The 24728-nt window shown below is 65.4% G+C and carries 23 protein-coding genes; 7 read left to right on the plus strand and 16 right to left on the minus strand.

Annotated elements, in window-relative coordinates:
* Positions 1-48 precede the first annotated feature (48 nt).
* Positions 49-1470 carry an alanine/glycine:cation symporter family protein gene (locus tag F624_RS0116850; protein ID WP_157443500.1) on the plus strand — a complete coding sequence of 474 codons (1422 nt, stop codon included), beginning with the start codon at positions 49-51 and terminating at the stop codon, positions 1468-1470.
* A gap of 37 nt (positions 1471-1507) precedes the next feature.
* Here the strand turns inward: F624_RS0116850 and F624_RS0116855 are convergent, their stop codons facing one another.
* The 16 genes from F624_RS0116855 to F624_RS0116930 form a co-directional block, all read right to left on the minus strand.
* A complete protein-coding gene (locus tag F624_RS0116855) occupies positions 1508-2413 on the minus strand; it encodes an SDR family oxidoreductase (RefSeq protein WP_019575502.1) in 906 nt (301 codons plus the stop codon).
* Positions 2414-2449: 36 nt separating this feature from the next.
* On the minus strand, positions 2450-3388 hold the full coding sequence (locus tag F624_RS0116860) for a glutathione S-transferase family protein (protein WP_019575503.1): 939 nt from the start codon (positions 3386-3388) through the stop codon (positions 2450-2452).
* Positions 3389-3475: 87 nt separating this feature from the next.
* Complete coding sequence (locus tag F624_RS0116865) at positions 3476-4492, minus strand: NADP-dependent oxidoreductase (protein ID WP_019575504.1); 1017 nt, start codon at positions 4490-4492, stop codon at positions 3476-3478.
* Between the two features lie 55 nt (positions 4493-4547).
* Entirely contained in the window at positions 4548-4967 is a 420-nt protein-coding gene (locus tag F624_RS0116870; RefSeq protein WP_019575505.1) for a PaaI family thioesterase, read from the minus strand.
* A 74-nt stretch (positions 4968-5041) separates the two neighbouring features.
* A complete protein-coding gene (locus F624_RS0116875) occupies positions 5042-5833 on the minus strand; it encodes an SDR family oxidoreductase (RefSeq protein ID WP_031255313.1) in 792 nt (263 codons plus the stop codon).
* Positions 5834-5987: 154 nt separating this feature from the next.
* Positions 5988-6209 (minus strand): hypothetical protein, encoded by a 222-nt coding sequence (locus F624_RS0116880; RefSeq protein ID WP_019575507.1) that lies wholly within the window; start codon positions 6207-6209, stop codon positions 5988-5990.
* Positions 6210-6220: 11 nt separating this feature from the next.
* Entirely contained in the window at positions 6221-8047 is a 1827-nt protein-coding gene (locus tag F624_RS0116885; RefSeq protein WP_019575508.1) for an acyl-CoA dehydrogenase, read from the minus strand.
* Between the two features lie 135 nt (positions 8048-8182).
* Entirely contained in the window at positions 8183-9358 is a 1176-nt protein-coding gene (locus F624_RS0116890) for an acetyl-CoA C-acyltransferase (protein WP_031255314.1), read from the minus strand.
* 40 nt (positions 9359-9398) lie between these two features.
* Positions 9399-10868: a M20 family peptidase gene (locus F624_RS0116895; RefSeq protein WP_019575510.1), complete on the minus strand. Its 1470-nt coding sequence runs from the start codon at positions 10866-10868 to the stop codon at positions 9399-9401.
* A 26-nt stretch (positions 10869-10894) separates the two neighbouring features.
* Complete coding sequence (locus F624_RS0116900) at positions 10895-13006, minus strand: 3-hydroxyacyl-CoA dehydrogenase NAD-binding domain-containing protein (RefSeq protein WP_019575511.1); 2112 nt, start codon at positions 13004-13006, stop codon at positions 10895-10897.
* A 205-nt stretch (positions 13007-13211) separates the two neighbouring features.
* Positions 13212-13907, minus strand: a complete 696-nt coding sequence (locus tag F624_RS0116905; protein ID WP_019575512.1) for an ABC transporter ATP-binding protein — start codon at positions 13905-13907, stop codon at positions 13212-13214.
* Between the two features lie 2 nt (positions 13908-13909).
* Positions 13910-14692, minus strand: coding sequence for an ABC transporter ATP-binding protein (locus F624_RS0116910; RefSeq protein WP_019575513.1), 783 nt, complete (start codon positions 14690-14692; stop codon positions 13910-13912).
* A 3-nt stretch (positions 14693-14695) separates the two neighbouring features.
* Complete coding sequence (locus F624_RS0116915) at positions 14696-15997, minus strand: branched-chain amino acid ABC transporter permease (protein ID WP_019575514.1); 1302 nt, start codon at positions 15995-15997, stop codon at positions 14696-14698.
* A 3-nt stretch (positions 15998-16000) separates the two neighbouring features.
* Positions 16001-16954 (minus strand): branched-chain amino acid ABC transporter permease, encoded by a 954-nt coding sequence (locus tag F624_RS0116920; RefSeq protein WP_019575515.1) that lies wholly within the window; start codon positions 16952-16954, stop codon positions 16001-16003.
* A 120-nt stretch (positions 16955-17074) separates the two neighbouring features.
* Positions 17075-18307 (minus strand): branched-chain amino acid ABC transporter substrate-binding protein, encoded by a 1233-nt coding sequence (locus tag F624_RS0116925; RefSeq protein WP_019575516.1) that lies wholly within the window; start codon positions 18305-18307, stop codon positions 17075-17077.
* 138 nt (positions 18308-18445) lie between these two features.
* A complete protein-coding gene (locus F624_RS0116930) occupies positions 18446-20089 on the minus strand; it encodes a 3-(methylthio)propionyl-CoA ligase (RefSeq protein WP_019575517.1) in 1644 nt (547 codons plus the stop codon).
* A 283-nt stretch (positions 20090-20372) separates the two neighbouring features.
* Here F624_RS0116930 and F624_RS0116935 point away from each other — a divergent pair, with 283 nt between their 5' ends.
* From F624_RS0116935 to F624_RS0116960, 6 genes are all read left to right on the plus strand, one after another.
* On the plus strand, positions 20373-21098 hold the full coding sequence (locus F624_RS0116935; protein WP_051107439.1) for a Crp/Fnr family transcriptional regulator: 726 nt from the start codon (positions 20373-20375) through the stop codon (positions 21096-21098).
* Between the two features lie 50 nt (positions 21099-21148).
* Positions 21149-22630, plus strand: coding sequence for a protein adenylyltransferase SelO (locus tag F624_RS0116940; RefSeq protein WP_031255317.1), 1482 nt, complete (start codon positions 21149-21151; stop codon positions 22628-22630).
* Complete coding sequence (gene msrB, locus F624_RS0116945) at positions 22627-23037, plus strand: peptide-methionine (R)-S-oxide reductase MsrB (RefSeq protein ID WP_019575520.1); 411 nt, start codon at positions 22627-22629, stop codon at positions 23035-23037. Before F624_RS0116940 ends, msrB begins: the two co-directional genes overlap by 4 nt.
* Entirely contained in the window at positions 23034-23582 is a 549-nt protein-coding gene (locus F624_RS0116950) for a septation protein A (RefSeq protein WP_019575521.1), read from the plus strand. Before msrB ends, F624_RS0116950 begins: the two co-directional genes overlap by 4 nt.
* Positions 23579-23848, plus strand: coding sequence for a BolA family protein (locus tag F624_RS0116955; protein WP_019575522.1), 270 nt, complete (start codon positions 23579-23581; stop codon positions 23846-23848). Before F624_RS0116950 ends, F624_RS0116955 begins: the two co-directional genes overlap by 4 nt.
* Positions 23849-23935: 87 nt before the next feature.
* Positions 23936-24721, plus strand: a complete 786-nt coding sequence (locus tag F624_RS0116960) for a peptidylprolyl isomerase (RefSeq protein WP_019575523.1) — start codon at positions 23936-23938, stop codon at positions 24719-24721.
* The last annotated feature ends 7 nt before the right edge of the window (positions 24722-24728 follow it).

The raw sequence follows: 24728 nt of genomic DNA on the forward strand, positions 1-24728 counted from the left end.
CCCAGAATCGCGCACCGCCCCTAACACCCTGCCCACCCAGGAGTCTTTGTGGAAGCCGCTCTTCGCCTTGTGATCGACCCGCTCAACCATTTGCTGTGGAGTCATGTGCTTATTTACGCCCTGCTGGGTGTCGGCCTGGTGATGACCCTGGGCACCGGCGCAGTGCAACTGCGCGGCCTGGGCCACAGCCTGGACGCCTTGCGCCGCGATGGCGGCAGCAGCGGCATCACGCCATTGCAGGCCTTTGCCACCGGCCTGGCCAGCCGGGTGGGCACGGGCAACATTGCCGGTGTGGCCACGGCCATCGCCCTGGGGGGGCCAGGAGCAATTTTCTGGATGTGGCTGACCTGCCTGCTGGGCATGGCGTCGGCCTTCACCGAATCCACCCTGGCCCAGATCTACAAGCAGCGCCACCCCGACGGCAGCTTTCGCGGCGGGCCGGCCTATTACATCCAGCATGGGCTGGGTTCGCGCCGCTGGGGCATGGCCTTCGCGCTGGCCCTGATCGTGGCCTTTGGCCTGGTCTTCAATGCAGTGCAGGCCAACTCGATCGTCGATGTGCTGCACGGCGCCTATGGCTGGGACAAGGCCGGCATCGGGGTCGCGCTGGTGGTGCTCAGCGCGCTGTCGATCTTTGGCGGCCTGCGCCGCATCGGCCGCATTGCGCAGTGGTTGGTCCCGATCATGGCCCTGGGCTACCTGCTGGTGGCCGTGTATGCCCTGGTCGTGAACATCGAGCGCGTGCCGGGTGTCTTTGCCCTGATCTTCAGCAGCGCGTTCGGTCTGCAGGAGGCGGCCAGCGGCCTCATGGGCTACGGCGTGGCCCAGGCCCTGCAACTCGGTGTGAAACGGGGCCTGTTCTCCAATGAAGCCGGCATGGGCAGCGCGCCCAATGCCGCCGCCACGGCCACGGTGCAGCACCCTGTGTCGCAAGGCCTGCTGCAGATGGTGGGGGTGTTCGTGGACACCATCGTGATCTGCACCGCCACCGCGCTGATCATCCTGCTGTCCGACCAGTTCGTGCCCGGCGGCGCACTCAAGGGTGCTGCCCTGACCCAGGCCGCCGTGCAGTCGCACATCGGCAGCGCGGGCCAGGCGTTCATGGCCTTGGCGGTGTTCTTCTTTGCCTACACCTCGATCATCGGCAACTATGCCTATGCCGAGGGCAATGTCGAGTTCCTGCGCCGCAGCAAGCCCCTGGTGATGGTGTTCCGCGTGCTGGTGCTGTGCATGGTGATGTTTGGCGCCCTGGCCAGCGTGCCGCTGGTGTGGGACATGGCCGATGTGGCCATGGGGGTGATGGCGCTGATCAACCTGGTGGCGATCTTCAGGCTGCGCCCCATGGCCTTTGCAGCCTGGGCCGACTACCGCCGCCAGGTGGCGGCGGGCAGCGCCGAGCCGGTGTTCCGGGCCGGCGTGCTGCCCGATCAAGGCCGCAGCACGGCGACCCAGGGCGTCTGGCGGCCCTGACCAGGCCCCCCAGACGACCGCCGCCTGCCGAAGCCCCTCAGGCGGCGCGCAAGGCCGCCTTGAGCTGCTCGCCCAGTTCGGGCTTGTGGGAGAACGGGTCGGTGGGGTTGCGGCCCTGCACCACGTCTTCCAGCCGGGTCTGCACCGAGCCCAGGGCGTGCGGGTGGCTGTAGATGTAGAACTGGTCGGCACTGATGGCGTCGAACACCTTCTGGGCCACCTGGGCGGCGGTCACCTTGCCCGAGCCCACGGCCTTGTCGCTCATGGCCTGGCCGATCAGCTGGCTCTTGGTGGGCTTTTGATCACGCAGTTCGGCCGGCTGGTTGCGATGGCTCTGGTTGATGCCGGTGGGCACAAAGAAGGGGCACAGCACGCTGGCACTGATCTGGTCGCTGACCAGGCGCAGGTCCTGGTACAGGGTTTCGGTCAGGCTGACCACGGCGTGTTTGCTGACGTTGTAGATGCCCATGTTGGGTGGGGTCAGCAGGCCGGCCATGCTGGCGGTGTTGACGATGTGGCCCCGGTAGGCCGGGTCTTTGGCCGCGGCCTCCAGCATCATCGGGGTGAACAGGCGCACGCCGTGGATCACGCCCCACACGTTCACACCCAGCACCCATTCCCAGTCCTTGACCGAGTTCTCCCACACCAGGCCGCCGGCTCCGACGCCAGCGTTGTTGAACACGAAATGCGGCGCACCGAAGCGCTCCTTGACCGCCGCGGCCAGGGCTTCCATCTGATCGGCCTTGGACACATCCACCCGGCGGGCCAGCACCTGGGCGCCGGCGGCTTCGAGTTCGGCCTGGGCCTTGTCCAGGGCATCCTGCTGCACATCGACCAGCACCAGGTTCATGCCCAGGCGGGCGCCGATGCGGGCGCATTCCAGGCCGAAGCCCGAGCCGGCGCCAGTGAGCACAGCGGTGGTGTTCTTGAAATCCTTGATCATTTTTTGTCTCCTTGATTGAACGGGGGGCCCAGGCGCTCAGGCCGCGTCGAGTGCACGCAGCACGTAGCCGATGCGCGGGAAATGGACATGCACGGTGCCGGCGCGTTCATCCGTACGGCGCAGGGTGTAGTGCATGCGGGTGGCGGCCACCAGTTCGCCTTCGGTGGTTTCGGTGCCAAAGGTCTCGGCGGCGATGCTCACGCGGCTGCCCAGGGCAATGCCATGTTCGTCCTGGAAGGGCTCATCACCCACGGGCGCCGGCTGGCTGGCGGCGGCCACGGCGATGGCGTCTGCCGAGTCGAACTTGTCCATGCGGCCGTGGCCCAGGGCGGCCAGCCGGTCCATCCAGCCCAGCACACCCGGGGTGGCTTGCAGGATGTCGCCCATCACGGGGTTGCGCACCCGGCTGAACCAGAGCGGGTGGTAGGCCGCAAAGTCGGCCACCGTGGGCGCGTTGCCCAGCAAAAAGGGATGGTCGTCGAGCATGTTGGCCAGGCGGCGCAGGTAGCTCTTGTAGGCGGCCGTGGCGTCGCCCGGGCGCAAGCGGGTCATGCCGGTGGACATGGCGCCCCGGTCGGCGGCGAAGGCCTTGGCCACCTCGGGCGGGGCGCCGGCAAACATGGCCGCCGCGCCCTTGGGGCTCAGGTTGTAGGCCATGGCGGCCCAGAACAAGGTGGTGTCGGCCCACTGGGCCAGCACCCGGGCCACGCCTTTTTGGTGGTCGGGGTACAGCGTGGGGCTGGGCTGGCGGTGCTCCAGCACGTCACAGATCAGGGCCGTGTCGCAGTAGATGTCGGCACCGATCTGCAGAAACGGGGTCTTGCGGTAGCCGCCGGTCAGGGCCAGCACATCGGGCTTGGGCATGATCGAGGGGATGATCACCGACTTCCAGGCCAGTTGCTTGTAGCCCAGGATGAGGCGGATCTTCTCGGAAAACGGCGAAGTGGGGTAATGGTGCAGGATCAGGTCGTGCATGGCGTGCTCCGGGTGAGAGGGGGATGCGGGGCTGGCGGAATCAGGGGGGGGCCATCGGGCCCGGCTGGCCCGCCCTGCCCCGGGAACTCAGATCAGCTTGACCAGTTGTTTGCCGAAATTCTTGCCCTTGAGCAGGCCCAGGAAGGCCTCGGGGGCCGATTCAATGCCCTGGGCCACGCTTTCACGCGGGCGCAGCTTGCCGCTGGCCACCAGGCCGCCGAGCTCGGCCAGGGCCTCGGGCCACACTTCCATGTGCTCGCCCACGATGAAGCCCTCCACCTTGAGGCGGTTGATCAGGATCAGCGCCGGGTTGGCCAGCGGCAGCGGCTTGCCGTCGTAGCCGGCAATCATCCCGCACACCGCGATGCGCGCGAAGGCGTTGGTGCGCAGCAGCACCGCGTCCAGGATGTAGCCGCCCACGTTTTCAAAATAGCCGTCAATGCCATTGGGGCAGGCCTCTTTGAGGGCCTGCGACAGGCTTTTGACATCGGGGTGGGTCTTGTAGTCAATGCAGGCGTCAAAGCCCAGCTCGTTCACGGCGTAGGCGCATTTCTCGGGGCCACCCGCAATGCCCACCACGCGACAGCCGCGCGCCTTGGCCACGGCGGCGTAGGTGCTGCCCACCGCGCCGGTGGCGGCACTGACCACCACGGTCTCGCCGGCCTTGGGGTTGATGATCTTGACCAGACCGTACCAGGCGGTCACGCCGGGCATGCCGACGGCGCCCAGGTAGTGCGACAGCGGCACATGGGTGGTGTCCACCTTGCGCAGGGTGCCGGGGGTGGTGGCATCGACCACGCTGTATTGCTGCCAGCCGCCCATGCCCACCACCTTGTCGCCTGCGGCGTAGCGGGGGTGGCGGCTTTCCAGCACCTCACCCACGGTGCCACCGATCATCACCTGACCCAGGGGCTGGGGCTGGGCGTAGCTCTTGCCGTCATTCATGCGGCCGCGCATGTAGGGGTCGAGACTGAGGTAATGGTGTTGCACCAGCACCTGGCCCTCTTGCAGGGGGGCGGTGTCGGTGACGACGAGCTTGAAGTTGTCGACGGTGGCCTCGCCCTGGGGGCGGTTGTCGAGCACGATTTGCTTGTTCTGGGGCATGGGGTTCTCCGGTTCGGCCGCCGCGGCGGCCTGGTTTGGGTAGGCTGTGGGTGTTTCAGTCGGTCGACACGGCCGCCGGGCCCTGGCCCGGCGTCTCGGTGCGTTTCACGTACTTGAAGGTGCCGGTCGAATGCGCACAGGCCTCGCCGGCTTCGTTGTAAACAGTGGCTTCGGTGAAAGCCATGCTGCGGGTGCGGTGCATCAGGCGCCCCTTGCCGGTCAGTCGACCGGTGCCCGGGCGCATGAAGCTGGTCTTCATTTCGATGGTCACCACCCCCATGTCGGGGGCCACGCTGCGCGCCGCCGTGGCCATGGTCACGTCCAGCAAGGTCATGATCGAGCCGCCGTGCGCCACCTGAAACGAGTTCATGTGCTCCGGTCGCGGCTCATAGACGATCTCGGAGTGCCCGCCCTCGAAGTGGGTCAGGTCAAACCCCAGCAGGGTGACAAAAGGAATTTCAACGCCAAAGCTCATAAACAGGTCCAGGGAAGTCCAGGGAGATCAAGGGCGCCAGTTTGCGCCCTGTGGCTACCCAGTTGTGGGCATTTTCAGCCCGCCGTCACGATCGAGGTACCGCCATCGACCGCCAGCCACTGCCCGGTGATGTGCTTGCCGGCGTCCGAGGCATACAGCAGGCACAGGCCCTTCAGGTCTTCATCATCGCCCAGGCGGCCCAAGGGGGCATGGGCGGCCAGGCGTTCCTCGCCCAGCGCCTTCAGCGTGCCCACGGTCATCTTGCTCGGGAAGAAGCCCGGGCAGATCGCATTGACGCGGATGTTGTGCTGGCCCCATTCGGCCGCCAGGGCGCGGGTGAAGTTGATCACCGCCCCCTTGGAGGTGTTGTAGGCGATGGTGTTCATGCCCTTGGGGTTGCCACCCAGACCCGCGATGGAGGCCAGGTTGATGATGCTGCCCTTCTTGCGGGCAATCATGCTGTGCTTGGCCACGTGCTGGCTGAGGATGAAATAGCCGCGCACATTGAGGTTCATGACCTTGTCCCAGGCCTCTACCGGGTGGTCTTCGGCGGGCGAGCCCCAGGCGGCGCCTGCGTTGTTCACCAGGATGTCGATGTGGCCCAGGCGGGCGATCGATTCATCGGCCAGGCGGCGGATGTCGTCCTCGCGGGCGCAGTCGGCGGCAATCCAACTGGCGTCGATGCCGGCGGCCTTGAGCTCGGCTGCGGCCTCTTCCAGGTCTTCGGCCTTGCGCGAGCTCAGCACGATGCGGGCACCGGCCTCGCCCAGGGCGTGGGCCAGTTGCAGGCCCAGGCCACGCGAGCCGCCGGTCACCAGGGCGGTGCGGCCTTGCAGATCGAAAAGTTGTTGCACGTTGCGGGTCATGTCGGAGGTCTCCTGTTGTGGGGTGGCGAACCCGGCGCTGTGCACGGGCTCAAGCCAGGGTCATAGAACCGAAGGAAAAGGAATGAAATGAATGGGAAGGATTCTGGGCATTCCGGGCCTTGCCACCTGTCTCGGCGGCGATACCGCCGGGCCCTCAGCTGTCCTCGCGGGCCTGCAGGGCAGCACGCACAAAAATCAGCAGCACGCCCAGCACGGCGGCCAGGCCGCCCCAGAGCAGCAACGCCCTGCCCTGCCCCGGCGCGATGCGCTCGGTGGCCAGGCCCAGCACGGCGCTCAACAGCCCGCCGTAGATCAGCCACCAGATGAGCTGCTGCAGGCGCAGCAACAGGCGGCGGCTGACACGCAACAGGGCCATGGCACGGGCCCTCAGAAGGCGTCTTCAGGCAACTCGGCGCAGGTCTGGTCGCGGGTCTCGACCACCCGCAGCCAGGCCCCGATCTTGGGCAGCTCGTAGTGGAAGAAGAAGCGGGCGGCGGCCAGTCGGCCCTGGGCCGTCGCGTCGCTGCTGCCGCTGGCCCGCACGGCCAGGGCCACATCGAGCCAGATCCAGGCCAGCACCGTGTGGCCGAAGGCCTGCAGGTAGGGCACGGCATTGGCCAGGGCATCGGTGGGCACGCCCGTGGCCCAGGCCGCCTTGGTGGCCGCGCCCACATGCTGCAAGGCGGCAGCCAGTGCGTTGGCATGGCCGGCCAGCTCGGGCTGCTGCAGGGCCCGTTCGATGGTGCTGTTGATGCGGGCGGCCAGCAGTTGCAGGCCACGGCCGTTTTCCATCAATACCTTGCGCCCCAGCAGGTCCATGGCCTGGATGCCGTGGGTGCCCTCGTGGATCATGTTCAGGCGGTTGTCGCGCCAGTACTGCTCCACCGGGAAGTCGCGAGTGTAGCCATAGCCCCCATGCACCTGGATGGCCAGCGAATTGGCCTCCAGGCACCACTCGCTGGGCCAGCTCTTGGCGATCGGGGTCAGCACCTCCAGCAGCAGCCGGGCATCGTCGGCCGCCTCCGGGGCGCCGGTGTGTTGTTCATCGACCAGGCGGGCGCAGTACAGCTCCAGGGCCAGGGCCCCTTCGCAGTACGACTTCTGGGCCAGCAGCATGCGCTTGACGTCGGCGTGCTCGATGATGCGGATCTGCGGCTGGGCCGCGTCCTTGCCGCCCACGCCCATGGGCCGGCCCTGGGGCCGGTTGCGGGCGTAATCGAGCGAGGCCAGGTAGCCCGCCATGCCCAGCATGGTGGCTGCCATGCCTACGCCGATGCGGGCCTCGTTCATCATGTGGAACATGCATTTCAGGCCTTCGCCCGGGCGCCCCACCAGGTAGCCCACCGCACCGCCCTGCCCGCCCGGCTGGAACTTGCCCTCGCCAAAGTTGAGCAAGGTGTTGGTGGTGCCCCGCCAGCCCAGCTTGTGGTTCAGCCCGGCCAGGGCCACGTCATTGCGTTCGCCGGTCAGGCGGCCCTCGGTATCGACCAGCTTCTTGGGCACGATGAACAGCGAGATGCCTTTCACGCCTGGGATGGTCTTGCCATCGGGGCCCGGGATCTTGGCCAGCACCAGGTGGATGATGTTCTCGGTCAGCTCGTGTTCGCCGGCCGAGATCCACATCTTGTTGCCCTTGAGGCGGTAGCGCGGGCCCAGCGGATCGGCCTCGAAGCCCGCGCCATCGGGCACGGCCCGGGTGGCCACGTCGCTGAGGCTGGAGCCGGCCTGCGGCTCGGACAGGCACATGGTGCCCGACCAGCGGCCGGCGAATTCGTTCTTGGCGAACACTTGTTTCTGCAACTCGGTGCCATGGGCCATCAGCAGGTTGGCGTTGCCGGTGGTCAACATGCCCGAGCCGATGCTGACCGAGGCGCAGCCGAAAAAGGCGTTGGCAGCAGACTCCACCGTGTAGGGCAGTTGCATGCCTCCCCAGTCGTAATCTTGCGCGGCACTCAGCATGCCCGATTCGGCATAGGCCTTCTGCGCATCGTGGGTGGCCTGGGGCAAGGTCACCTTGTCGCCGTCGAAATGCGGCTCCTGGGTGTCCACCAGGCGGTTGAAGGGGGCGTATTTCTCACGCGCGATGCGCTCGCTGGTGTCCAGCACCGCGTCAAAGGTGTCGCGGCTGTGGTCCGCAAAGCGCTCGCGCTGGTTCAGGTTGTCGGCTTGCAGCCACTGGAACAGAAGGAAATCGATGCTGGAACGGAGGCTCATGGCGTGGACTCTGGGCGTGGGTGAGAGAGACCGGCAGCCAGACAGGTGCCGGGGGCTGGCCGCAGGGGCTGCGAGCCCCGTGTCGGCACCAGGGCCGGGGCCGGCTCGGGTCGCGGCCCCGGGGCTGTGACAGGGTCAGAGCACTTCGAAGATGCCGGCAGCGCCCATGCCGCCGCCAATGCACATGGTCACGGCCACGCGCTTGGCGCCGCGGCGCTTGCCTTCGATCAGGGCGTGGCCGGTCAGACGCTGGCCGCTCACACCATAAGGGTGGCCCAGGGCGATGGCGCCGCCGTTGACGTTGAGGCGGTCGGCCGGAATGCCCAGCTTGTCGCGGCAGTAGATCACCTGCACGGCAAAGGCTTCGTTCAGCTCCCACAGGTCGATGTCGCTGACCTTCAGGCCCAGGCGGTCCAGCACCTTGGGCACGGCGAAGACCGGGCCGATGCCCATCTCGTCAGGCTCGCAACCGGCCACGGCAAAGCCCAGGAAACGGCCCAGCGGCTGAAGGTTGTGGCGGGCGGCGTATTCTTCGCTGACCACCACGCAGGCGCCCGCGCCGTCGGAGAACTGGCTGGCATTGCCGGCCGAGATGACGCCGCCGGGCATGGCGGGCTTGATGCCGCTGATGCCTTCCTTGGTGGTGCCTTCGCGGGTGCCTTCGTCGCGGCTCACGGTCACTTCCTTGGTGCGCAGGCCCATCACGGGGTCGGCCACGCCGGCGGTCACGGTGATGGGGGCGATTTCGGCATCGAACAGGCCGGCGGCCTGGGCAGCGCAGGCTTTTTGCTGGCTGGCGGCGCCGTATTCGTCCATCACATCACGGCCGATGTTGTAGCGCTTGGCCACCTGTTCGGCGGTCTGCAGCATGGACCAGTAGATTTCGGGCTTGATCTTCAGCAGGGCCGGGTCGGACAGCATGTGCTGGTTCATTTCCTGCTGCACGCAGGAGATGCTTTCAACGCCACCGGCCACGTACACCTCGCCTTCGCCCGCGATGATGCGCTGCGATGCCAGGGCGATGGTCTGCAGACCCGAGGAGCAGAAACGGTTCACGGTCAGGCCCGACACATTCACGGGGCAGCCGGCCATCAGGGCGATCTGGCGGGCAATGTTGGCGCCGGTGGCCCCTTCGGGGTTGGCGCAGCCCATGATCACGTCCTCGACGTGGGCGGCATCGATGCCGGCCCGCGCAATGGCGTGCTTGACGGCATGACCACCCAGGGTGGCGCCATGGGTCATGTTGAACGAACCCTTCCAGCTCTTGGCAAGCGGGGTGCGGGCGGTGGAAACAATAACGGCCTTGGTCATGGCGGAGTGCCTTTCTGTCGGTTATGGGGTTCGGCTGTGCTCACGAAGCCTGGGAGGCATTGCGCAGCAGTTGTTGATAGAACTGGATCGCTTCCACGTAATTGCTCACCGAGATGCGCTCGTTGGTGCCATGGAAGCGTGGCAAGTCTTCGGGGTGCGCACGCACCGGCGAGAACTTGTAGATGTTGCGGCTGAGGTCGCCGAAGAAGCGCGAGTCGGTGCCGCCCACCATCAGGCCCGGGGCCACGACCGCACCGGCGAACAGCTCACGCACCGTGCGGTTGATGAGCTGGTAGCCCCGTGCCGAGGTGGGCGAGACGGCCGAGGGTTCGGCGCTGTCGCGCAGGCGCTGCAGTTGCACGGCCTCGTTGGCCACCACGGTCTTCACGTGCTGTTCCACCGAGTCCAGGCTGTCGCCGGGCAGCAGGCGGAAGTTCACCGTGGCTTCGGCATGGCCGGGCAGCACGTTGAGCTTGTTGCCGGCGTTGACGATGGTCAGGGCCGTGGTGGTGCGCAGCATGGCGTTCGAGCTGGGTGACTTTTCGAGTTGCTGTCGCACCAGCGGCCCGAACAGCCACAGGTTGGACAGCAGCACGCGGTTCACGCCGGTCATCTCGGGGGCCAGGGTGTCGAACAGGTCCTGGGCCACGCCGGTCACGCCTGCGGGCAGCTGGTTCGCCTCGAGTTGCGTCAAGGCCTTGCTCAGCATGCCGATGGCGGTCTGGGGTGGCGGCATCGATGAATGCCCGGGGGCCGTGTCGACGCTGAGCTGCCAGGTGCCGATGCCCTTTTCTGCCACACCGATGAGCGCCGCCGGCCCTGGCAGGCCGGGCAGCACGCCTTCGGTGACCAGCAGGCCTTCATCGAGGATGAAGTCGAACTGGATGCCGCGCTGTTTGAGCACCTGGGCCATCTCGCGCGCCCCGGCCCCCCCAACCTCTTCGTCACCGCCCGACAGCAGGTACACCGTCTGACGAGGCTGGAAACCGCTGGCCAGCAACGACTCGATGGCCTCCAGCTGGGCCAGCAGGTTGCCCTTGTCGTCCCAGGCGCCCCGGCCCCAGACGAAACCGTCCTGGATGCGGCCCTCGAAAGGGGGCACGGTCCATTTGGCTTCGGTGCCCGGAGCGATGGGCACCACGTCCTGGTGGGCCATCAGGGCCAGCGGCAAGGCTTTGGGGTCGCTGCCGGCCCAGATGAACATCAGGCTGTGGGCGCCGAAGCGCTCAAGCTTGAGCTGTTGGTGCACCCGCGGAAACTGCTCGGCCAAATAGGCGTGCAGCCGGTCGAACTCGGCGGCGTTGAGCTGGGCGTCAGCTTCCGACGACACGGTCTGGATGCGCACGGCCCCGGCCAGGCGCCGCGCCGCGGCATCGGCATCGACCCGTGGGGGCTCGATGCGTTCCACCGCCAATTGGCGCGAGGGCTTGAGCAGGGTGTTGCCCACCACCGCCGCACCCAGGCCGGCGCACAGCACCAGCACGGCCAGGGAGATTCGCTTGAGGCTCATGTCGTTTCAGGGGCTGACGGCTTGGCTCAGCTGAAGGTCTTGCCTTCGGCCACCAGACGGGCCAGCAGCGGGGCCGGCTGCCAGAACTTGGCGTCGTCGAGCGGGTTCTTGGCAAAGCGCTTCATGGCTTCGGCCACGTTGAACAGGCCCAGCTGATCGGCATAGTGCATCGGGCCGCCGCGCCAGATCGGGAAGCCATAGCCGGTCAGGTACACCATGTCAATGTCGCTGGCCTTGCTGGCAATGCCCTCATCCAGAATGTGGGCGGCTTCGTTGACCAGCGAGAACACCAGGCGCTGCACGATTTCCTCGTCGGAGATCTTGCGCGGGGTGATGCCCAGGTCCTTGCGGTGCTTCTCGATCATGTCGACCACCAGCTGGCTGGGGATGGCGTCGCGCTTGCCCGGCACATAGTCGTACCAGCCGGCACCGGTCTTCTGGCCATAGCGGCCCAGTTCGCACAGCAGGTCGGCGGTCTTGCTGTACTTGAGGTCGGGCTTCTCGGTGTAGCGGCGCTTGCGGATGGCCCAGCCGATGTCGTTGCCGGCCAGGTCGCCCATGCGGAACGGGCCCATGGCAAAGCCAAACTTCTCGACCGCCTTGTCGACCTGGGCCGGGGTGGCGCCTTCTTCGAGCAGGAAACCGGCCTGGCGGCTGTACTGCTCGATCATGCGGTTGCCGATGAAGCCATCGCACACACCCGAGACCACGGCAGTCTTCTTGATCTTCTTGGCCACGGCCATCACGGTGGCCAGCACATCCTTGGCGGTGGCCTTGCCACGCACCACTTCGAGCAGCTTCATCACGTTGGCAGGGCTGAAGAAGTGCATGCCCACCACGTCTTGCGGACGCTGGGTGAAGGATGCGATCTTGTCGACATCGAGCGTCGAGGTGTTGGAGGCCAGGATGGCGCCGGGCTTGGCCACGGCGTCGAGTTGCTTGAACACGGCTTCCTTGACGCCCATTTCCTCGAACACCGCTTCGATGATCAGGTCGGCATCCTTCAGGTCGTCGTAGCTCAGGGTGGTGCTCAGCAGGCTCATGCGCTGCTCGTACTTGTCTTGCTTGAGCTTGCCCTTCTTGACCTGGGCTTCGTAGTTCTTCTTGATGGTGGCAATGCCGCGGTCCAGGGCTTCCTGCTTCATTTCCAGCATCTTCACGGGGATGCCGGCGTTCAGGAAGTTCATGGTGATGCCGCCACCCATGGTGCCGGCGCCGATCACGCCCACCAGGCGGATGTCGCGCTTGGGGGTGTCGTCTGCCACGTCAGGGATCTTGGAGGCAGCGCGCTCGGCCACGAACAGGTGGCGCAGGGCGCGGCACTCGGGGGTCCACATCAGGTTGATGAAGAGGTCGCGCTCGAACACCATGCCGTCGTCGAACTTCTTCTGGGTGGCGGCCTGCACGGCGTCCACGCACTTGCCCGGGGCGGGGAAGTTCTTGGCCATGCCCTTGACCATGTTGCGGGCAAACTGGAAGTAGGCGTCGCCCAGTGGGTGCTTGCAAGGCAGGTTGCGCACCAGCGGGAAGGCCGAGCCGTCGGCGTGCTTGGCGGCCACTTCGCGGGCCAGGGCCAGGGCTTCTTCGGGCAGCGACTCGGCCGAGGCGGCCAGCTTGTCGAACAGCTTCTGGCCCGGCAGGCTGGCCAGCAGTTCGCTCTTGACGGGCTCGCCGCTCACGATCAGGTTGAGGGCGGTTTCGACGCCCAGCACGCGCGGCAGGCGCTGTGTGCCGCCGGCCCCCGGGATCAGGCCCAGCTTGACCTCAGGCAGGGCCACCTGGGTGCCGGGTGCCGCGATGCGGTAGTGCGCGCCCAGGGCCAGCTCCAGGCCGCCCCCCATGGCCACGCTGTGAACAGCGGCGACCACCGGCTTGGCCGATTTCTCGACGGCACCGATCACGCTCAGCAGGTTCGGCTCTTGCAGCGCCTTGGGGCTGCCGAATTCCTTGATGTCGGCGCCGCCCGAGAAGGCCTTGCCAGCGCCGGTCAGCACGATGGCCTTGACGGCGGCATCGGCATTGGCTTGTTCGAGACCAGCCACGATGCCCTGGCGGGTCGCGAGGCCCAGGCCGTTGACCGGGGGGTTGTTCAGGGTGATCACGGCGATATCGCCATGGACTTTGTATTCTGCCGTCATGCGGGTGTTCCTCGATGAATAAAAAAGAACGATCGTGCGATTTTGATTTTAGGGAAAGCTTGTTGCACCGCAACGACCGGGATGTCCCAGCCGGGACAAAATGAGCGGTTTTGGCCGGTCCCCAAGGGAAAACCCCTAACTGATTCGGTGCAGGGTGGCCGCCCACCACCCTGCCCTTTGCACAAGTCCTGGCCCAAGCCTGGGTTCAGACCTCCAGCCACTCCTTGCGCACGTCGGCATCGGCACGCAACTGATCGGGCGTGCCTTCGAACACGATGCTGCCGTGGCCCATCACCAGCGCCCGGTCGGAGATCGACATGGCAATCGTCAGCTTCTGCTCGATCAGCAGCACCGAGATGCCGCGCGCCTTGAGGTTCTGCAGGTACTGGCCCACCAATTCGACGATCTTCGGGGCCAGGCCCTCGGTGGGCTCGTCGATGATGATCAGATCGGGGTCGCCCATCAGGGTGCGGCACAGCGTGAGCATCTGCTGCTCGCCGCCCGACATCACGCCGGCCTCGGTGTGCTGACGCTCCTTCAGGCGTGGAAACATCTCGTACATGTCGTCAAACGACCAGCGCGAGCCCTTGCCATTGCCCTTGCGGCCCAGCAGCAGGTTCTGGTGCACCGTGAGCTTGGGGAAGATCTCGCGGTTCTCGGGCACGTAGCCGATGCCCAGGTGGGCGATCTCGTAGGCCTTGCGACCATTGAGCGCCTGCCCTTTCCAGTTGATCGTGCCCTCCCAGTTGACCAGGCCCATGACGGCCTTGGCCGTGGTCGAGCGGCCCGAGCCGTTGCGCCCCAGCAGGGCCACGATCTCGCCCGGCTGCACATCGAAATGCACGCCATGCAGCACATGGCTTTTGCCGTAGAAGGCGTGCAGGTTCTCTACCTTCAGCATGCTCAATGTCCTCCGGCCTGGTTCTCGGCCACCACAGAGCCCAGATAGGCTTCTTGCACGCGCTGATTGGCGCGCACGGCTTCAGGGGTGTCAAAGGCGATCACCTCGCCATACACCACCACGGCGATCTTGTCGGCCAGGCCGAACACCACCCCCATGTCGTGCTCCACGGTCAGCAGGGTCTTGCCCACCGTCACCTCACGGATCAGGCTGATGAAGCGCTTGGTCTCGCTGCGGCTCATGCCGGCCGTGGGCTCGTCGAGCAGGATCACGTTGGCGCCGCCGCCGATGGTGATGCCGATCTCCAGGGCGCGCTGCTCGGCGTAGGTGAGGTTCATGGCCAGCACGTCACGCTTCTTGTCGAGGTGAATCTGGCGCATCAGTTCCTCGGCGCGCTCGTTGGCGTCGTGCAGGCCCGACAGAAAGCGCAGGAAGGTGTACTTGTAGCCCAGGCTCCAGAGCACCCCGCAGCGCAGGTTCTCGAACACGCTCAGCTTGGGGAAGATGTTCGTGATCTGGAAGCTGCGCGACAGGCCGCGGCGGTTGATCTCATAAGGCGGCAGCCCGTTGATGCGCTGCCCGTTGAGCACCACATCACCACTGGTGGGGGCAAAGCGGCCGCTGATGAGGTTGAACAGGGTGGACTTGCCGGCCCCGTTCGGCCCGATGATGGCCACCCGCTCGCCGTGGGCCACCTTGAGGTTGGCACCACGGATGATTTCGGAGCGACCGAAGCTCTTGCGCAGGTCGTTGAGCTCCAAGGCGTATTCAGAAGTGGCGGTCATGGCTCAGTGGGCCTCCGTGCGCTTGATTTCTTTTTCGATTTCTTCCTGGATGTGGTGCCAGCGGGCCACAAAGCGGCGCCGCACCAGCTCGAACAGACCCAGGCCCACGGCCAGCACGGCCCCGGCGCACAACCAGCTGGCGGTGGCTTCGGCATTCACGCGCAGGTGCAGGAACTCCATCTCGGGGCCCAGGGCCGCGTTGAGCTGCAGGTGGTAGAGCATCTCGATCATCGAAGCCGCCCCCAACACCACCACCAAGCCAGTCAGGGCCATGCCCAGGTAGCAGCTCAGCAGGGGTTTGAGTCGGCCGAATCGGGCCAGGCGCACGTTCAGCATCACCAGGCTGGCAATGCCGCCGGGCGCATACATCACCATGAACAGGAACACCAGCCCCAGGTACAGCAGCCAGGCCTTGCTCAGCTCGGACAGCAGCACCGAGGCGAACACCAGCAACACCGCGCCGATGATGGGCCCGAAGAAGAAGGTGGCCCCGCCCAGGAAGGTGAACAGCAGATAGCCGCCCGACCGGATCACGCTGAGGCTGTCGGCCCCGGTGACGATCTCGAAGTTGATGGTGGCCAGACCGCCGCCCACGCCGGCAAAGAAGCCCGCGATGATGAAGGCGAAGTAGCGCACGCGCTGGGTGTTGTAGCCGATGAACTCGACCCGCTCGGGGTTGTCGCGCACCGCGTTCAGGATGCGCCCCAGCGGGGTGCCCGTGAAGGCGAACATCGCTGCCGTGCAGACAAAGCAGTAGAACGCGATCAGGTAGTAGACCTGGATCTGCGGCCCGAAGCTGATGCCCATGAAGCTCTGGCCATACACCCGGTTGGTGGTGATGCCGCCTTCGCCGCCAAAGAAGTCGGGCAGCATCAGGGCCATGGAGGCCACCAGCTCACCCACGCCCATGGTGATCATGGCGAAGGTGGTGCCCGATTTCTTGGTGGTCACCCAGCCGAGCAAGGCGGCAAAACCCATGCCTGCCAAGCCGCCCACGATGGGGATCAGCGACACCGGGATGCTCATGCCCTTGCCGGCCATGTTCATGGCGTGGATGGCAATGAACGAACCCAGCCCGGTGTAGACCGCGTGGCCGAAGCTCAGCATGCCGCCTTGGCCGAGCAGCATGTTGTAGCTCAGGCAGATGATGATCAGGTAGCCGATCTGCGACAGCATGGTCAGCGCCAGGCTGCTCTTGAACAGCAGCGGGGCCACGATCAGAGCCAGCGCGAACAGCGCCCAGATCACGATGCGCCCCAGGTTCAGGGGCTTGAAGCCGTAGCTTTGGATGTTGTTGGAGCTCATGGATCAATCCTCCCGTTTGCCCAGCAGGCCCTTGGGCCGGAAGATCAGCATCAGCACCAGCAGCAGGTAGGGCAGGATGGGCGCCACTTGCGAGATGGTGAGCTTGAGCACGGAATACAGGGCCGAGCTTTCGCTGACCTGCACGCCCAGGCCGGCCAGCGCGGTGAGCATCGAATAGTCCAGCGCCACCGCAAAGGTCTGCAGCACGCCGATCAGCAGCGAGGCTAGGAAGGCCCCCGCCAGCGAGCCCATGCCGCCCACCACCACCACCACGAAGATGATGGAGCCCACCGAGCCGGCCATGGCCGGTTCGGTGACATAGGTGTTGCCGCCGATCACGCCCGCCAGCCCGGCCAGGGCCGCACCGCCGCCGAACACCAGCATGAAGACACGTGGCACGTTGTGGCCCAGGGCCTCGGCCATCTCGGGATGGGTCAGTGCGGCCTGGATCACCAGCCCGATGCGGGTGCGGGTCAGCAGCAGCCAGACCGAGGCCAGCATCAGCAGCGCCACCAGCATGATGAAGCTGCGTGACTTGGGGAACTGGGTGCCGTACAGGGTGAACAGCGGGCCCTGCAGCTGCTCAGGCAGGCCATAAGGCACGGTGGAGCGGCCCCAGACCAGTTGCACCACTTCGAGGATCAGGTAGGACAGGCCGAAGGTGACCAGCAGTTCAGGCACGTGACCGAACTTGTGCACCCGGCGCAGGCTGTAACGCTCGAACAGCGAGCCCAGCGCGCCCACGGCGAGCGGCGCCACGAACAGCGCCGGCCAGAAGCCGATGGCCTTCGAGATGGTGTAGGCGAAGTACGCCCCCAGCATGTAGAAGCTCGTGTGGGCGAAGTTCAGAACGCCCATCATGCTGAAAATGAGCGTCAGCCCAGAGCTCAGCATGAACAGCAGCAGCCCGTAGCTGATGCCGTTGAGCATGGAGATGGTGAAAAACTCAAGATTCATTGAAAGTCTTTTGCATCAGGGTCAAAAAAAAGGCCCGAGCGGCGTCGGGCCTCGCAAGATCTAAGAACGTGTTAACGATCTCCCATGGGCCCATGCGAGATCGTCAACACGTTCTGGGCCTCAGGGTCGCTTCATTTCACACGATGTGGGCGTGCTGGCCACATAGGGTTCGTAGAACTTCAGGGGCACCAGGGTGTAGCCGGTGTTTTCAGGCGAGTAAGGGTACTTTCCGCCGGCCTTCTCCCAGCGGGTGATGTAGAGGCCCTGCTGCAGTTGGTGGTCGGTCTTGCGCAGTTCGACCTCGCCGTTGAAGCTCTTGAACTTCATGCCTTCCAGGGTGGCGGCCACCTTGACCGGGTCGGTCGACTTGGATTTGGCAAAGGCCTCGGTGAGGGCCACGAACACGGTGTAGATGTCGGTGGTGTAAAGGTCGTCGTTGAACTTGGCCTTGAACTGGTCAGCCAGCTTCTGGATCTCGCCGCCCATGTTGTAGTGGGCGTAGCTCACCTGGTAGATCTTGCCGGCCGAGGCGGCGCCCATCGCGGTCGGCGTGCCCGAGGTGACCGCGTAGTAGGTCAGGAACTTGACGTTGTTCAGGCCCGAATCGTTGGCGGCCTTGATCAGCAAGGCCAGGTCGGAGCCCCAGTTGCCGGTGATCACGGTGTCGGCGCCCGACTGCTTGATCTTGGCGATGTAGGGCGAGAAATCACGCACCTGGGCCAGCGGGTGCAGGTCGTCGCCGACGATCTGGATGTCGGGGCGCTTGCGGCTCAGGTTGGCCTTGGCGAACTTCGAGACCTGTTGGCCGTGCGAGTAGTTCTGGTTGATCAGGTACACCTTCTTGATGTCGGCCTGGTCCTTCATCCAGGTGGTCAGGGCCTCCATCTTCATCGAGGTGTCGGCATCAAAGCGGTACTGCCAGTAGCTGCACTTGCTGTTGGTCAGGTCGGGGTCGACCGCTGCGTAGTTGAGGTACAGCACCTCTTTGCCCGGGTTGCGGGCATTGTGCTTTTCCAGCGCATCGATGATGGCCAGGGCCGGGCCCGAGCCGTTGCCCTGGGTCACATAGCGGGCACCCTGGTCGATGGCCGAGCGCAGGGCGCTGGTGGTTTCCTGGGGGCTGAGCTTGTTGTCGATGCCGATGATCTCGAACTTCACGCCGGCTGCATTCTTCTTGTTGAACTCTTCGGCCAGGAACTGAAAGCTCTTGAGCTGGTTGGTGCCCACGGCTGCCATCAGGCCCGACAGGGGATCAAGCCAGGCGATCTTGACGGTTTCACCCTGTTGGGCAAAGGCGCCGCCGGCCAGGGCCAGCAGGGTCGAGGCCACCACGGTCTTCATCACGAATTTCATGCTTTGTCTCCGTTCTGTTTGGAATGTTTTCAGCGTAATGTCTTTGTGCAGTGCAGCGCTCAGGGAATGCCCCTAGCATCTATCACGCAGGCGACTGAACCATTCGGCCAGCCACCTGCGCCGCTCAAATAGCCCCTCTCACAGGCCGGGCAATTTGTAGCCTTTGAGCTGGTCGCGCAGCCGGGTTTTCAGCATCTTGCCGGTGGCACCGATGGGGATGGCCTCGACAAAAATGACGTCGTCCGGGATCTGCCATTTCGCCGTCTTGCCCTCGTAGAAGGCCAGCAATTCCTCGCGCGTCACCTCGGCGCCGGGCTTCTTGACCACGGCCACCACCGGGCGCTCGTCCCACTTGGGGTGGGGCATGCCGATGCAGGCCGCCATGGCGATGGCCGGGTGGCCCATGGCGATGTTCTCGATGTCGATCGAGCTGATCCATTCACCGCCCGACTTGATCACGTCCTTGCTGCGGTCGGTGATCTGCATGAAACCATCGGCATCGATGGTGGCCACGTCGCCCGTGGGGAACCAGCCCCGGCCCTGCTTGTCCTTGATCAGCGGGCTGGCGCCTTCGCTGCGGTAGTACTCGCCCAAAATCCAGGGCCCCTTGACCAGCAGGTCGCCATAGGCGCGGCCGTCCCAGGGCAGCTCTTCGCCATCCCCGTCGACAATCTTCATGTCGACCCCGAAGATCGCTCGCCCCTGCTTCATGCGGATCTTCATCTGCTCGTCCTTGGGCAAGCCCAGGTGCTTGTTTTTGAGCGTGCACAGCGTGCCCAGGGGCGACATCTCGGTCATGCCCCAGGCGTGCAGCACTTCCACACCGTACGCGTCCTGGAAGGCGTTGATCATGGCCGGCGGGCAGGCCGAGCCGCCGATCACGGTGCGGTTGAGCTTGCTGAAGCGCAGGCCGCCGGGCTTCATGTGGCCCAACAGCATCTGCCACACCGTGGGCACGCCCGCGGCAAAGGTGACGCCCTCGGCCTCGATCAGTTCGTAGACCGACTTGCCGTCCAGCGCCGGGCCCGGGAACACCAGCTTGCAACCGGTGAGGGCCGCCGAATACGGCAGCCCCCAGGCATTCACGTGGAACATGGGCACCACGGGCAACACTGAATCACGGGCCGACAGGCACATCACATCAGGCAGCGAGGCCGCGTAGGCGTGCAGCACGCTGGAGCGGTGGCTGTACAGGGCCGCCTTGGGGTTGCCGGTGGTGCCGCTGGTGTAGCACATGCTCGAGGCGGTGTTCTCGTCGAACTCGGGCCAGTGGTAGTCGCTGCTCTGGGCGCCGATCCAGGCCTCGTAGCTGACCAGGCCGGGCACGCCAGTGTCGGCGGGCAGCTTGTCGGCATCGCACAGCGCCACCCACAGCTTGATGCCGGGGCAGCGGGCATGCACGGCCTGCACCAGGGGCAGGAAGGTGGTGTCGAAGCACATCACCTGGTCGTCGGCATGGTTGATGATCCAGGCGATCTGGTCGGGGTGCAGGCGGGGGTTGACCGTGTGCAGCACGCGGCCCGAGCCGCTCACGCCGTAGTACAGCTCCAGGTGGCGGTAACCGTTCCAGGCCAGGGTGGCCACGCGGTCACTGAACTGCAGGCCCAGCTTTTCGACCGCATTGGCCACCTGGCGCGAGCGCGTCGCAAGGTCCTTGTAGGTGTAGCGGTGGATGTCACCCTCGACCCGGCGCGACACGATTTCGCCATCGCCATGGTGGCGATCCGCGAACTCGAGCAGGGTGGAAATCAAGAGGGGTTGGCTCTGCATGAGACCGAGCATGTTGGCTCCTTAAGTTGCTTCTATCGTTCAAGTTAAACCATCGGGACTGCGCACTGTTGACATGAGTCAACGCTGGCACCAGTGCCATTCACAGCCACCTCAGAATGATTCTGGCACTGCCATGGCGGCCCACCGTGCACGCATGTCCCTTCGGTTACTGCGCGCACTGTCAGGCCACACCGCCGCGGGCACAAACCGTGTCGTGCCATTGACAGGCCGCTAGGGCAAACCCGAATGACGGCACGACAAATCCACCGGTCCCCATAGGGCCCACAATTGCGCCATGCTTCACGGTATCGACCTCATGGCCCGGCAGTTTCTGGCCGCCCAACCCTGGTATGACGGCCTGCCCACGGCCGAGCAGGAGGCGCTGCAGGCCTCCATCCACACCTTTCTGGCGCGCAAGGGCGAGGTGCTGCTGCCGCAGGGGGAGCGGGTCAATGGCTGGTATGCCGTGCTGTCGGGGCTGGTGTTGCTGGAAAGCGAGTCGCAGGGCCAGCGCCGCTCGGCTTTCATCGGCATGCCCGACGGCGAGTGGTTTGGCGAAGGCTCGGCGCTCAAGAACGAGCCGCGGCGCTACAACGTGGTGGCCCTGCGCGACACCTGGCTGCTGTGCCTGCCGCAAGAGCGTTTTCAGCACCTGCACGCCACCAGCCTGGGCTTCAACCAGTACCTGGCCCAGCACCTGAACATGCGCCTGGGCCAGGCCATGACCCTGATCGAAACCGGCCGCATGCGCAGCCCGGAGTACCGGGTGGCCTTGCACCTGAGCCGCCTGTTCTGGCGCAGCACCCGCCAGCTGTACGTCACCCAGGAGGAATTGGGCAAGCTGGTCGGCCTATCGCGCCAGACCGTGAACCGGGTGCTGCGCGAGCTGGCCACGCGCGGCATCATCGCCATGGACCATGGGCGGGTGCTGATCCGCTGCGACGCGGCCCTGGGGCGCTATCTGGCCGGTGCAGAGGACATTGCAGACACGTCCGCCCTGCCCCCGCAGCCCACGGTTTGAGCCATGCCCCTGCAACGCACAGGCGTTTGCCCCTGCAGGACAATGCTGCGATGACCGACTCAGCCTCTGTGACCGCCTCGGCGGACACCGCCCACGACTGGTCCAGCCGCTTCACCGCCCTGGGCTCCGCCTTCTTCACCCACCTGAACCCCAGCCCCCTGCCCGCACCGGTGTGGGTGGGGCGCAGCGAAGCCGCCGCCCGCAGCCTGGGCCTGCCCCCCAGCTGGCTGGATTCGGACGAGGCCCTGCAGGTGCTCACCGGCAACCAGTTGCTCGATGGCATGAAGCCGCTGGCCAGCGTCTACAGCGGCCACCAGTTCGGCGTCTGGGCCGGGCAGCTGGGCGACGGCCGCGCCATCCTGCTGGGCCAGACCCCCTCGGGCGACGAGTTGCAGCTCAAGGGCAGCGGCCGCACGCCCTACTCCCGCATGGGCGACGGGCGGGCCGTGCTGCGCTCCAGCATCCGTGAATTCCTGTGCAGCGAGGCCATGCACGGCCTGGGCATCCCCACCTCGCGCGCCCTGAGCGTGACCGGCTCGCCCGCCCCGGTGCGGCGCGAAACCATCGAAACCGCCGCCGTGGTGGCCCGCACGGCGCCCAGCTTCATCCGGTTCGGCCATTTCGAGCACTTTGCGGCCCGCGATGACCAGATCGCCCTGCGCAGCCTGGCCGACCACGTCATCGACCGTTTCATGCCCGAATGCCGCGAGCACCCCCGCTGGCCCGGCAAGCCCTACGCCGCCCTCCTGGAGCAGGTGAGCGAACGCACGGCCCGCCTGATGGCGCAGTGGCAGTCGGTGGGCTTTTGCCACGGTGTGATGAATACCGACAACATGAGCATCCTGGGCCTGACCATCGACTACGGGCCCTTCCAGTTCCTGGACACCTTCGACCCCGAGCACATCTGCAACCACAGCGACAGCCAGGGCCGTTACGCGCACCAGCGCCAACCCAACATCGCCTACTGGAACCTGTTTTGCCTGGCCCAGGCCCTGCTGCCGCTGATCGGCGAGCAGGACGAGGCCTTGGCGGCGCTTGAATCGTACAAAACGGTGTTCCCGGCCGCCTTCGAGGCCCGGCTGCGCGACAAGCTGGGCTGGCACCAGGCCCAACCGGGTGACGGCGAACGCATCGACGCGACGCTGCGCCTGCTGGCCCAGCAGCGCATCGACTTCACGATCTTCTGGCGGCGCCTGAGCGGAGCCGCCGCCAGCGCCGACTACGCACCGGTGCGTGATCTGTTCCTGGACCGGCGCGCCTTTGACGACTGGCTGCCGGGCTACCTGGCACGGGCCCAGGCCGAAGGGGGTGCCCCCGATGCGGCCCTGATGCTGCGCAGCAACCCCAAGTTCGTGCTGCGCAACCACCTGGGCCAGCAAGCCATCGACCGGGCGCAGGCGGGCGACATGTCCGAGGTGAGCACCTTGCTGCGCCTGCTGGAGCGCCCGTTTGACGAACACCCCGGCCACGAGGCCTATGCCGACTTCCCGCCCGATTGGGCTTCTTCCATCTCCATCAGCTGTTCATCATGACCCTCATCCAAAAAACCGATGCCGAATGGCAGGCCGAGCTGGCCGCCAAGGGTGCCGAACCGGGCGCCTTCCAGATCACCCGCCGGGCGGCCACGGAACGGCCCTTCACGGGCAAGTACGAGAGCCACTGGGCCCCCGGCACCTACCACTGCATGTGCTGTGGCCAGAAGCTGTTCGACTCGGATACCAAGTTCGACGCGGGCTGCGGCTGGCCCAGCTTCTGGCAGTCGGCCCTGCCCGGCGCCATCCGTGAAATCGTGGACCGCAGCCACGGCATGGTCCGCACCGAGACAGTTTGTGCACAATGCGGGGCTCACCTGGGCCATGTCTTTGAAGACGGCCCGGCCCCGACCGGTCTGAGGTATTGCATGAACTCGGCCTCGCTCAACTTCGAACCCAAAGCATGAAGCTGCTTCTCGACTTTTTCCCGATCCTGCTGTTTTTTGCAGCTTTCAAGTTCGCTGGCATCTATGCGGCCACGGCCATCGCCATCGTGGCCACCGTCCTGCAGATCGGCTACCTGCGCTACAAGACCGGCAAGGTCGAACCCATGCAGTGGATCAGCCTGGGCGTGATCGTGCTGTTCGGTGGCGCCACGCTGATCTCGCACAACGACACCTTCATCAAGTGGAAGCCCACCGTTCTGTACTGGCTGATGGGCTCGGCCCTGCTGATCGGGCAGTTGGTGTTCAAGAAGAACCTGCTCAAAAGCCTGATGGGTGCCCAGATGGACCTGCCCGAAGACGCCTGGCGCCTCACACAATGGAGCTGGGTGGGCTTTTTCGCCGTGATGGGTTGCCTGAACCTGTGGGTGGCCTTCAACTATGACACCGACACCTGGGTCAATTTCAAGCTGTTCGGCGGCATGGGCCTGATGTTTGTGTTTGTGATCGCGCAAGCCCTGGTGCTGTCGCGCTACATGAAGACCGACGACGCCAAGGACCCCTCATGACCGAACAGGCCGTCACCGCCCAGGCCATTGCCGACACCTTGCGTGTGGCCTTGCAGACCCACACCCTCGAAGTACTGGATGAAAGCGCAGCCCATGCCGGCCATGCGGGCGCCAACGGCAGCGGCTCCGGCACCCATTTCAGGGTGCGCATCGGCTCGCCTTTGTTTACGGGCCGTTCACGCGTGGCCCAGCACAGGCTTGTGTATGATTCGCTGCGAGTTTTCATGGACCAGGGCCTGCATGCTCTGGCCATCGAAGTGCTTTAAACGCCTTATTTGCTTTAACGCCCACCAGGCTTGTCTATCCATCAGGCCCCAAGGCCCCAACATCTCCGGATTTTCTGAGGAACAAGGATGAAGAAACTGTCTCTGGGCAGCATTGCTGCTGCTGCCATTGCCGTCACGCTGGCCCTACCGGTCTCGGCACAAAACATTGCCATCGTGAATGGCAAGGCAGTGCCCAAGGCCCGCGCTGAAGCCCTGGCCCAGCAAGTGGCCCGCTCCGGCCGCCCGGTCACCCCTGAACTGGAAGGCCAGATCAAGGACGAAGTGATTGCCCGCGAAATCTTCATGCAGGAAGCCCAGAAGCTGGGGCTGGACGCCACCGAAGACTTCAAGACCCAACTCGAGCTGGCCCGCCAGACCATCCTGATCCGCGAACTGTTCGCAGACTTCCAGAAGAAGAACCCCGTCACCGACGAGGAAATCAAGGCGGAATACGACAAGTTCGCCGCGGCCAACGGTGGCAAGGAATACAAGGCCCGCCACATCCTGGTCGAGAAGGAAAGCGAAGCCAAGGACATCATCGCCCGCCTGAAGAAGGGTGCCAAGTTCGAAGACATCGCCAAGAAGCAATCCAAGGACCCGGGTTCGGGCGCCAAGGGTGGCGACCTCGACTGGGCCAACCCCGGCAGCTACGTGAAGGAATTCACCGAAGCCCTGGTCAAGCTCAACAAGGGCCAGACCACCGACACCCCGGTGCAAAGCCAGTTCGGCTGGCACGTGATCCGCCTGGACGACGTGCGCCAGGCTCAACTGCCCAAGCTGGACGAAGTCAAGCCGCAGATCGCCCAGCAACTGCAGCAGCAACGCCTGGCCAAGTTCCAGGAAGACCTGCGCGCCAAGGCCAAGGTCGAGTAAGACCCCG

It is taken from the genome of Curvibacter lanceolatus ATCC 14669 (genome assembly GCF_000381265.1).
GTDB lineage: Bacteria > Pseudomonadota > Gammaproteobacteria > Burkholderiales > Burkholderiaceae_C > Curvibacter > Curvibacter lanceolatus.

What these genes read in the sequence shown, in the direction of transcription:
- F624_RS0116855 (WP_019575502.1), bottom strand. Translation starts at nt 2,413, where the DNA reads ATGATCAAGGATTTCAAGAACACCACCGCTGTGCTCACTGGCGCCGGC.
- F624_RS0116860 (WP_019575503.1), bottom strand. Translation starts at nt 3,388, where the DNA reads ATGCACGACCTGATCCTGCACCATTACCCCACTTCGCCGTTTTCCGAG.
- F624_RS0116865 (WP_019575504.1), bottom strand. Translation starts at nt 4,492, where the DNA reads ATGCCCCAGAACAAGCAAATCGTGCTCGACAACCGCCCCCAGGGCGAG.
- F624_RS0116870 (WP_019575505.1), bottom strand. Translation starts at nt 4,967, where the DNA reads ATGAGCTTTGGCGTTGAAATTCCTTTTGTCACCCTGCTGGGGTTTGAC.
- F624_RS0116875 (WP_031255313.1), bottom strand. Translation starts at nt 5,833, where the DNA reads ATGACCCGCAACGTGCAACAACTTTTCGATCTGCAAGGCCGCACCGCC.
- F624_RS0116880 (WP_019575507.1), bottom strand. Translation starts at nt 6,209, where the DNA reads ATGGCCCTGTTGCGTGTCAGCCGCCGCCTGTTGCTGCGCCTGCAGCAG.
- F624_RS0116885 (WP_019575508.1), bottom strand. Translation starts at nt 8,047, where the DNA reads ATGAGCCTCCGTTCCAGCATCGATTTCCTTCTGTTCCAGTGGCTGCAA.
- F624_RS0116890 (WP_031255314.1), bottom strand. Translation starts at nt 9,358, where the DNA reads ATGACCAAGGCCGTTATTGTTTCCACCGCCCGCACCCCGCTTGCCAAG.
- F624_RS0116895 (WP_019575510.1), bottom strand. Translation starts at nt 10,868, where the DNA reads ATGAGCCTCAAGCGAATCTCCCTGGCCGTGCTGGTGCTGTGCGCCGGC.
- F624_RS0116900 (WP_019575511.1), bottom strand. Translation starts at nt 13,006, where the DNA reads ATGACGGCAGAATACAAAGTCCATGGCGATATCGCCGTGATCACCCTG.
- F624_RS0116905 (WP_019575512.1), bottom strand. Translation starts at nt 13,907, where the DNA reads ATGCTGAAGGTAGAGAACCTGCACGCCTTCTACGGCAAAAGCCATGTG.
- F624_RS0116910 (WP_019575513.1), bottom strand. Translation starts at nt 14,692, where the DNA reads ATGACCGCCACTTCTGAATACGCCTTGGAGCTCAACGACCTGCGCAAG.
- F624_RS0116915 (WP_019575514.1), bottom strand. Translation starts at nt 15,997, where the DNA reads ATGAGCTCCAACAACATCCAAAGCTACGGCTTCAAGCCCCTGAACCTG.
- F624_RS0116920 (WP_019575515.1), bottom strand. Translation starts at nt 16,954, where the DNA reads ATGAATCTTGAGTTTTTCACCATCTCCATGCTCAACGGCATCAGCTAC.
- F624_RS0116925 (WP_019575516.1), bottom strand. Translation starts at nt 18,307, where the DNA reads ATGAAATTCGTGATGAAGACCGTGGTGGCCTCGACCCTGCTGGCCCTG.
- F624_RS0116930 (WP_019575517.1), bottom strand. Translation starts at nt 20,089, where the DNA reads ATGCTCGGTCTCATGCAGAGCCAACCCCTCTTGATTTCCACCCTGCTC.
- F624_RS0116935 (WP_051107439.1), top strand. Translation starts at nt 20,373, where the DNA reads ATGCTTCACGGTATCGACCTCATGGCCCGGCAGTTTCTGGCCGCCCAA.
- F624_RS0116940 (WP_031255317.1), top strand. Translation starts at nt 21,149, where the DNA reads ATGACCGACTCAGCCTCTGTGACCGCCTCGGCGGACACCGCCCACGAC.
- msrB (WP_019575520.1), top strand. Translation starts at nt 22,627, where the DNA reads ATGACCCTCATCCAAAAAACCGATGCCGAATGGCAGGCCGAGCTGGCC.
- F624_RS0116950 (WP_019575521.1), top strand. Translation starts at nt 23,034, where the DNA reads ATGAAGCTGCTTCTCGACTTTTTCCCGATCCTGCTGTTTTTTGCAGCT.
- F624_RS0116955 (WP_019575522.1), top strand. Translation starts at nt 23,579, where the DNA reads ATGACCGAACAGGCCGTCACCGCCCAGGCCATTGCCGACACCTTGCGT.
- F624_RS0116960 (WP_019575523.1), top strand. Translation starts at nt 23,936, where the DNA reads ATGAAGAAACTGTCTCTGGGCAGCATTGCTGCTGCTGCCATTGCCGTC.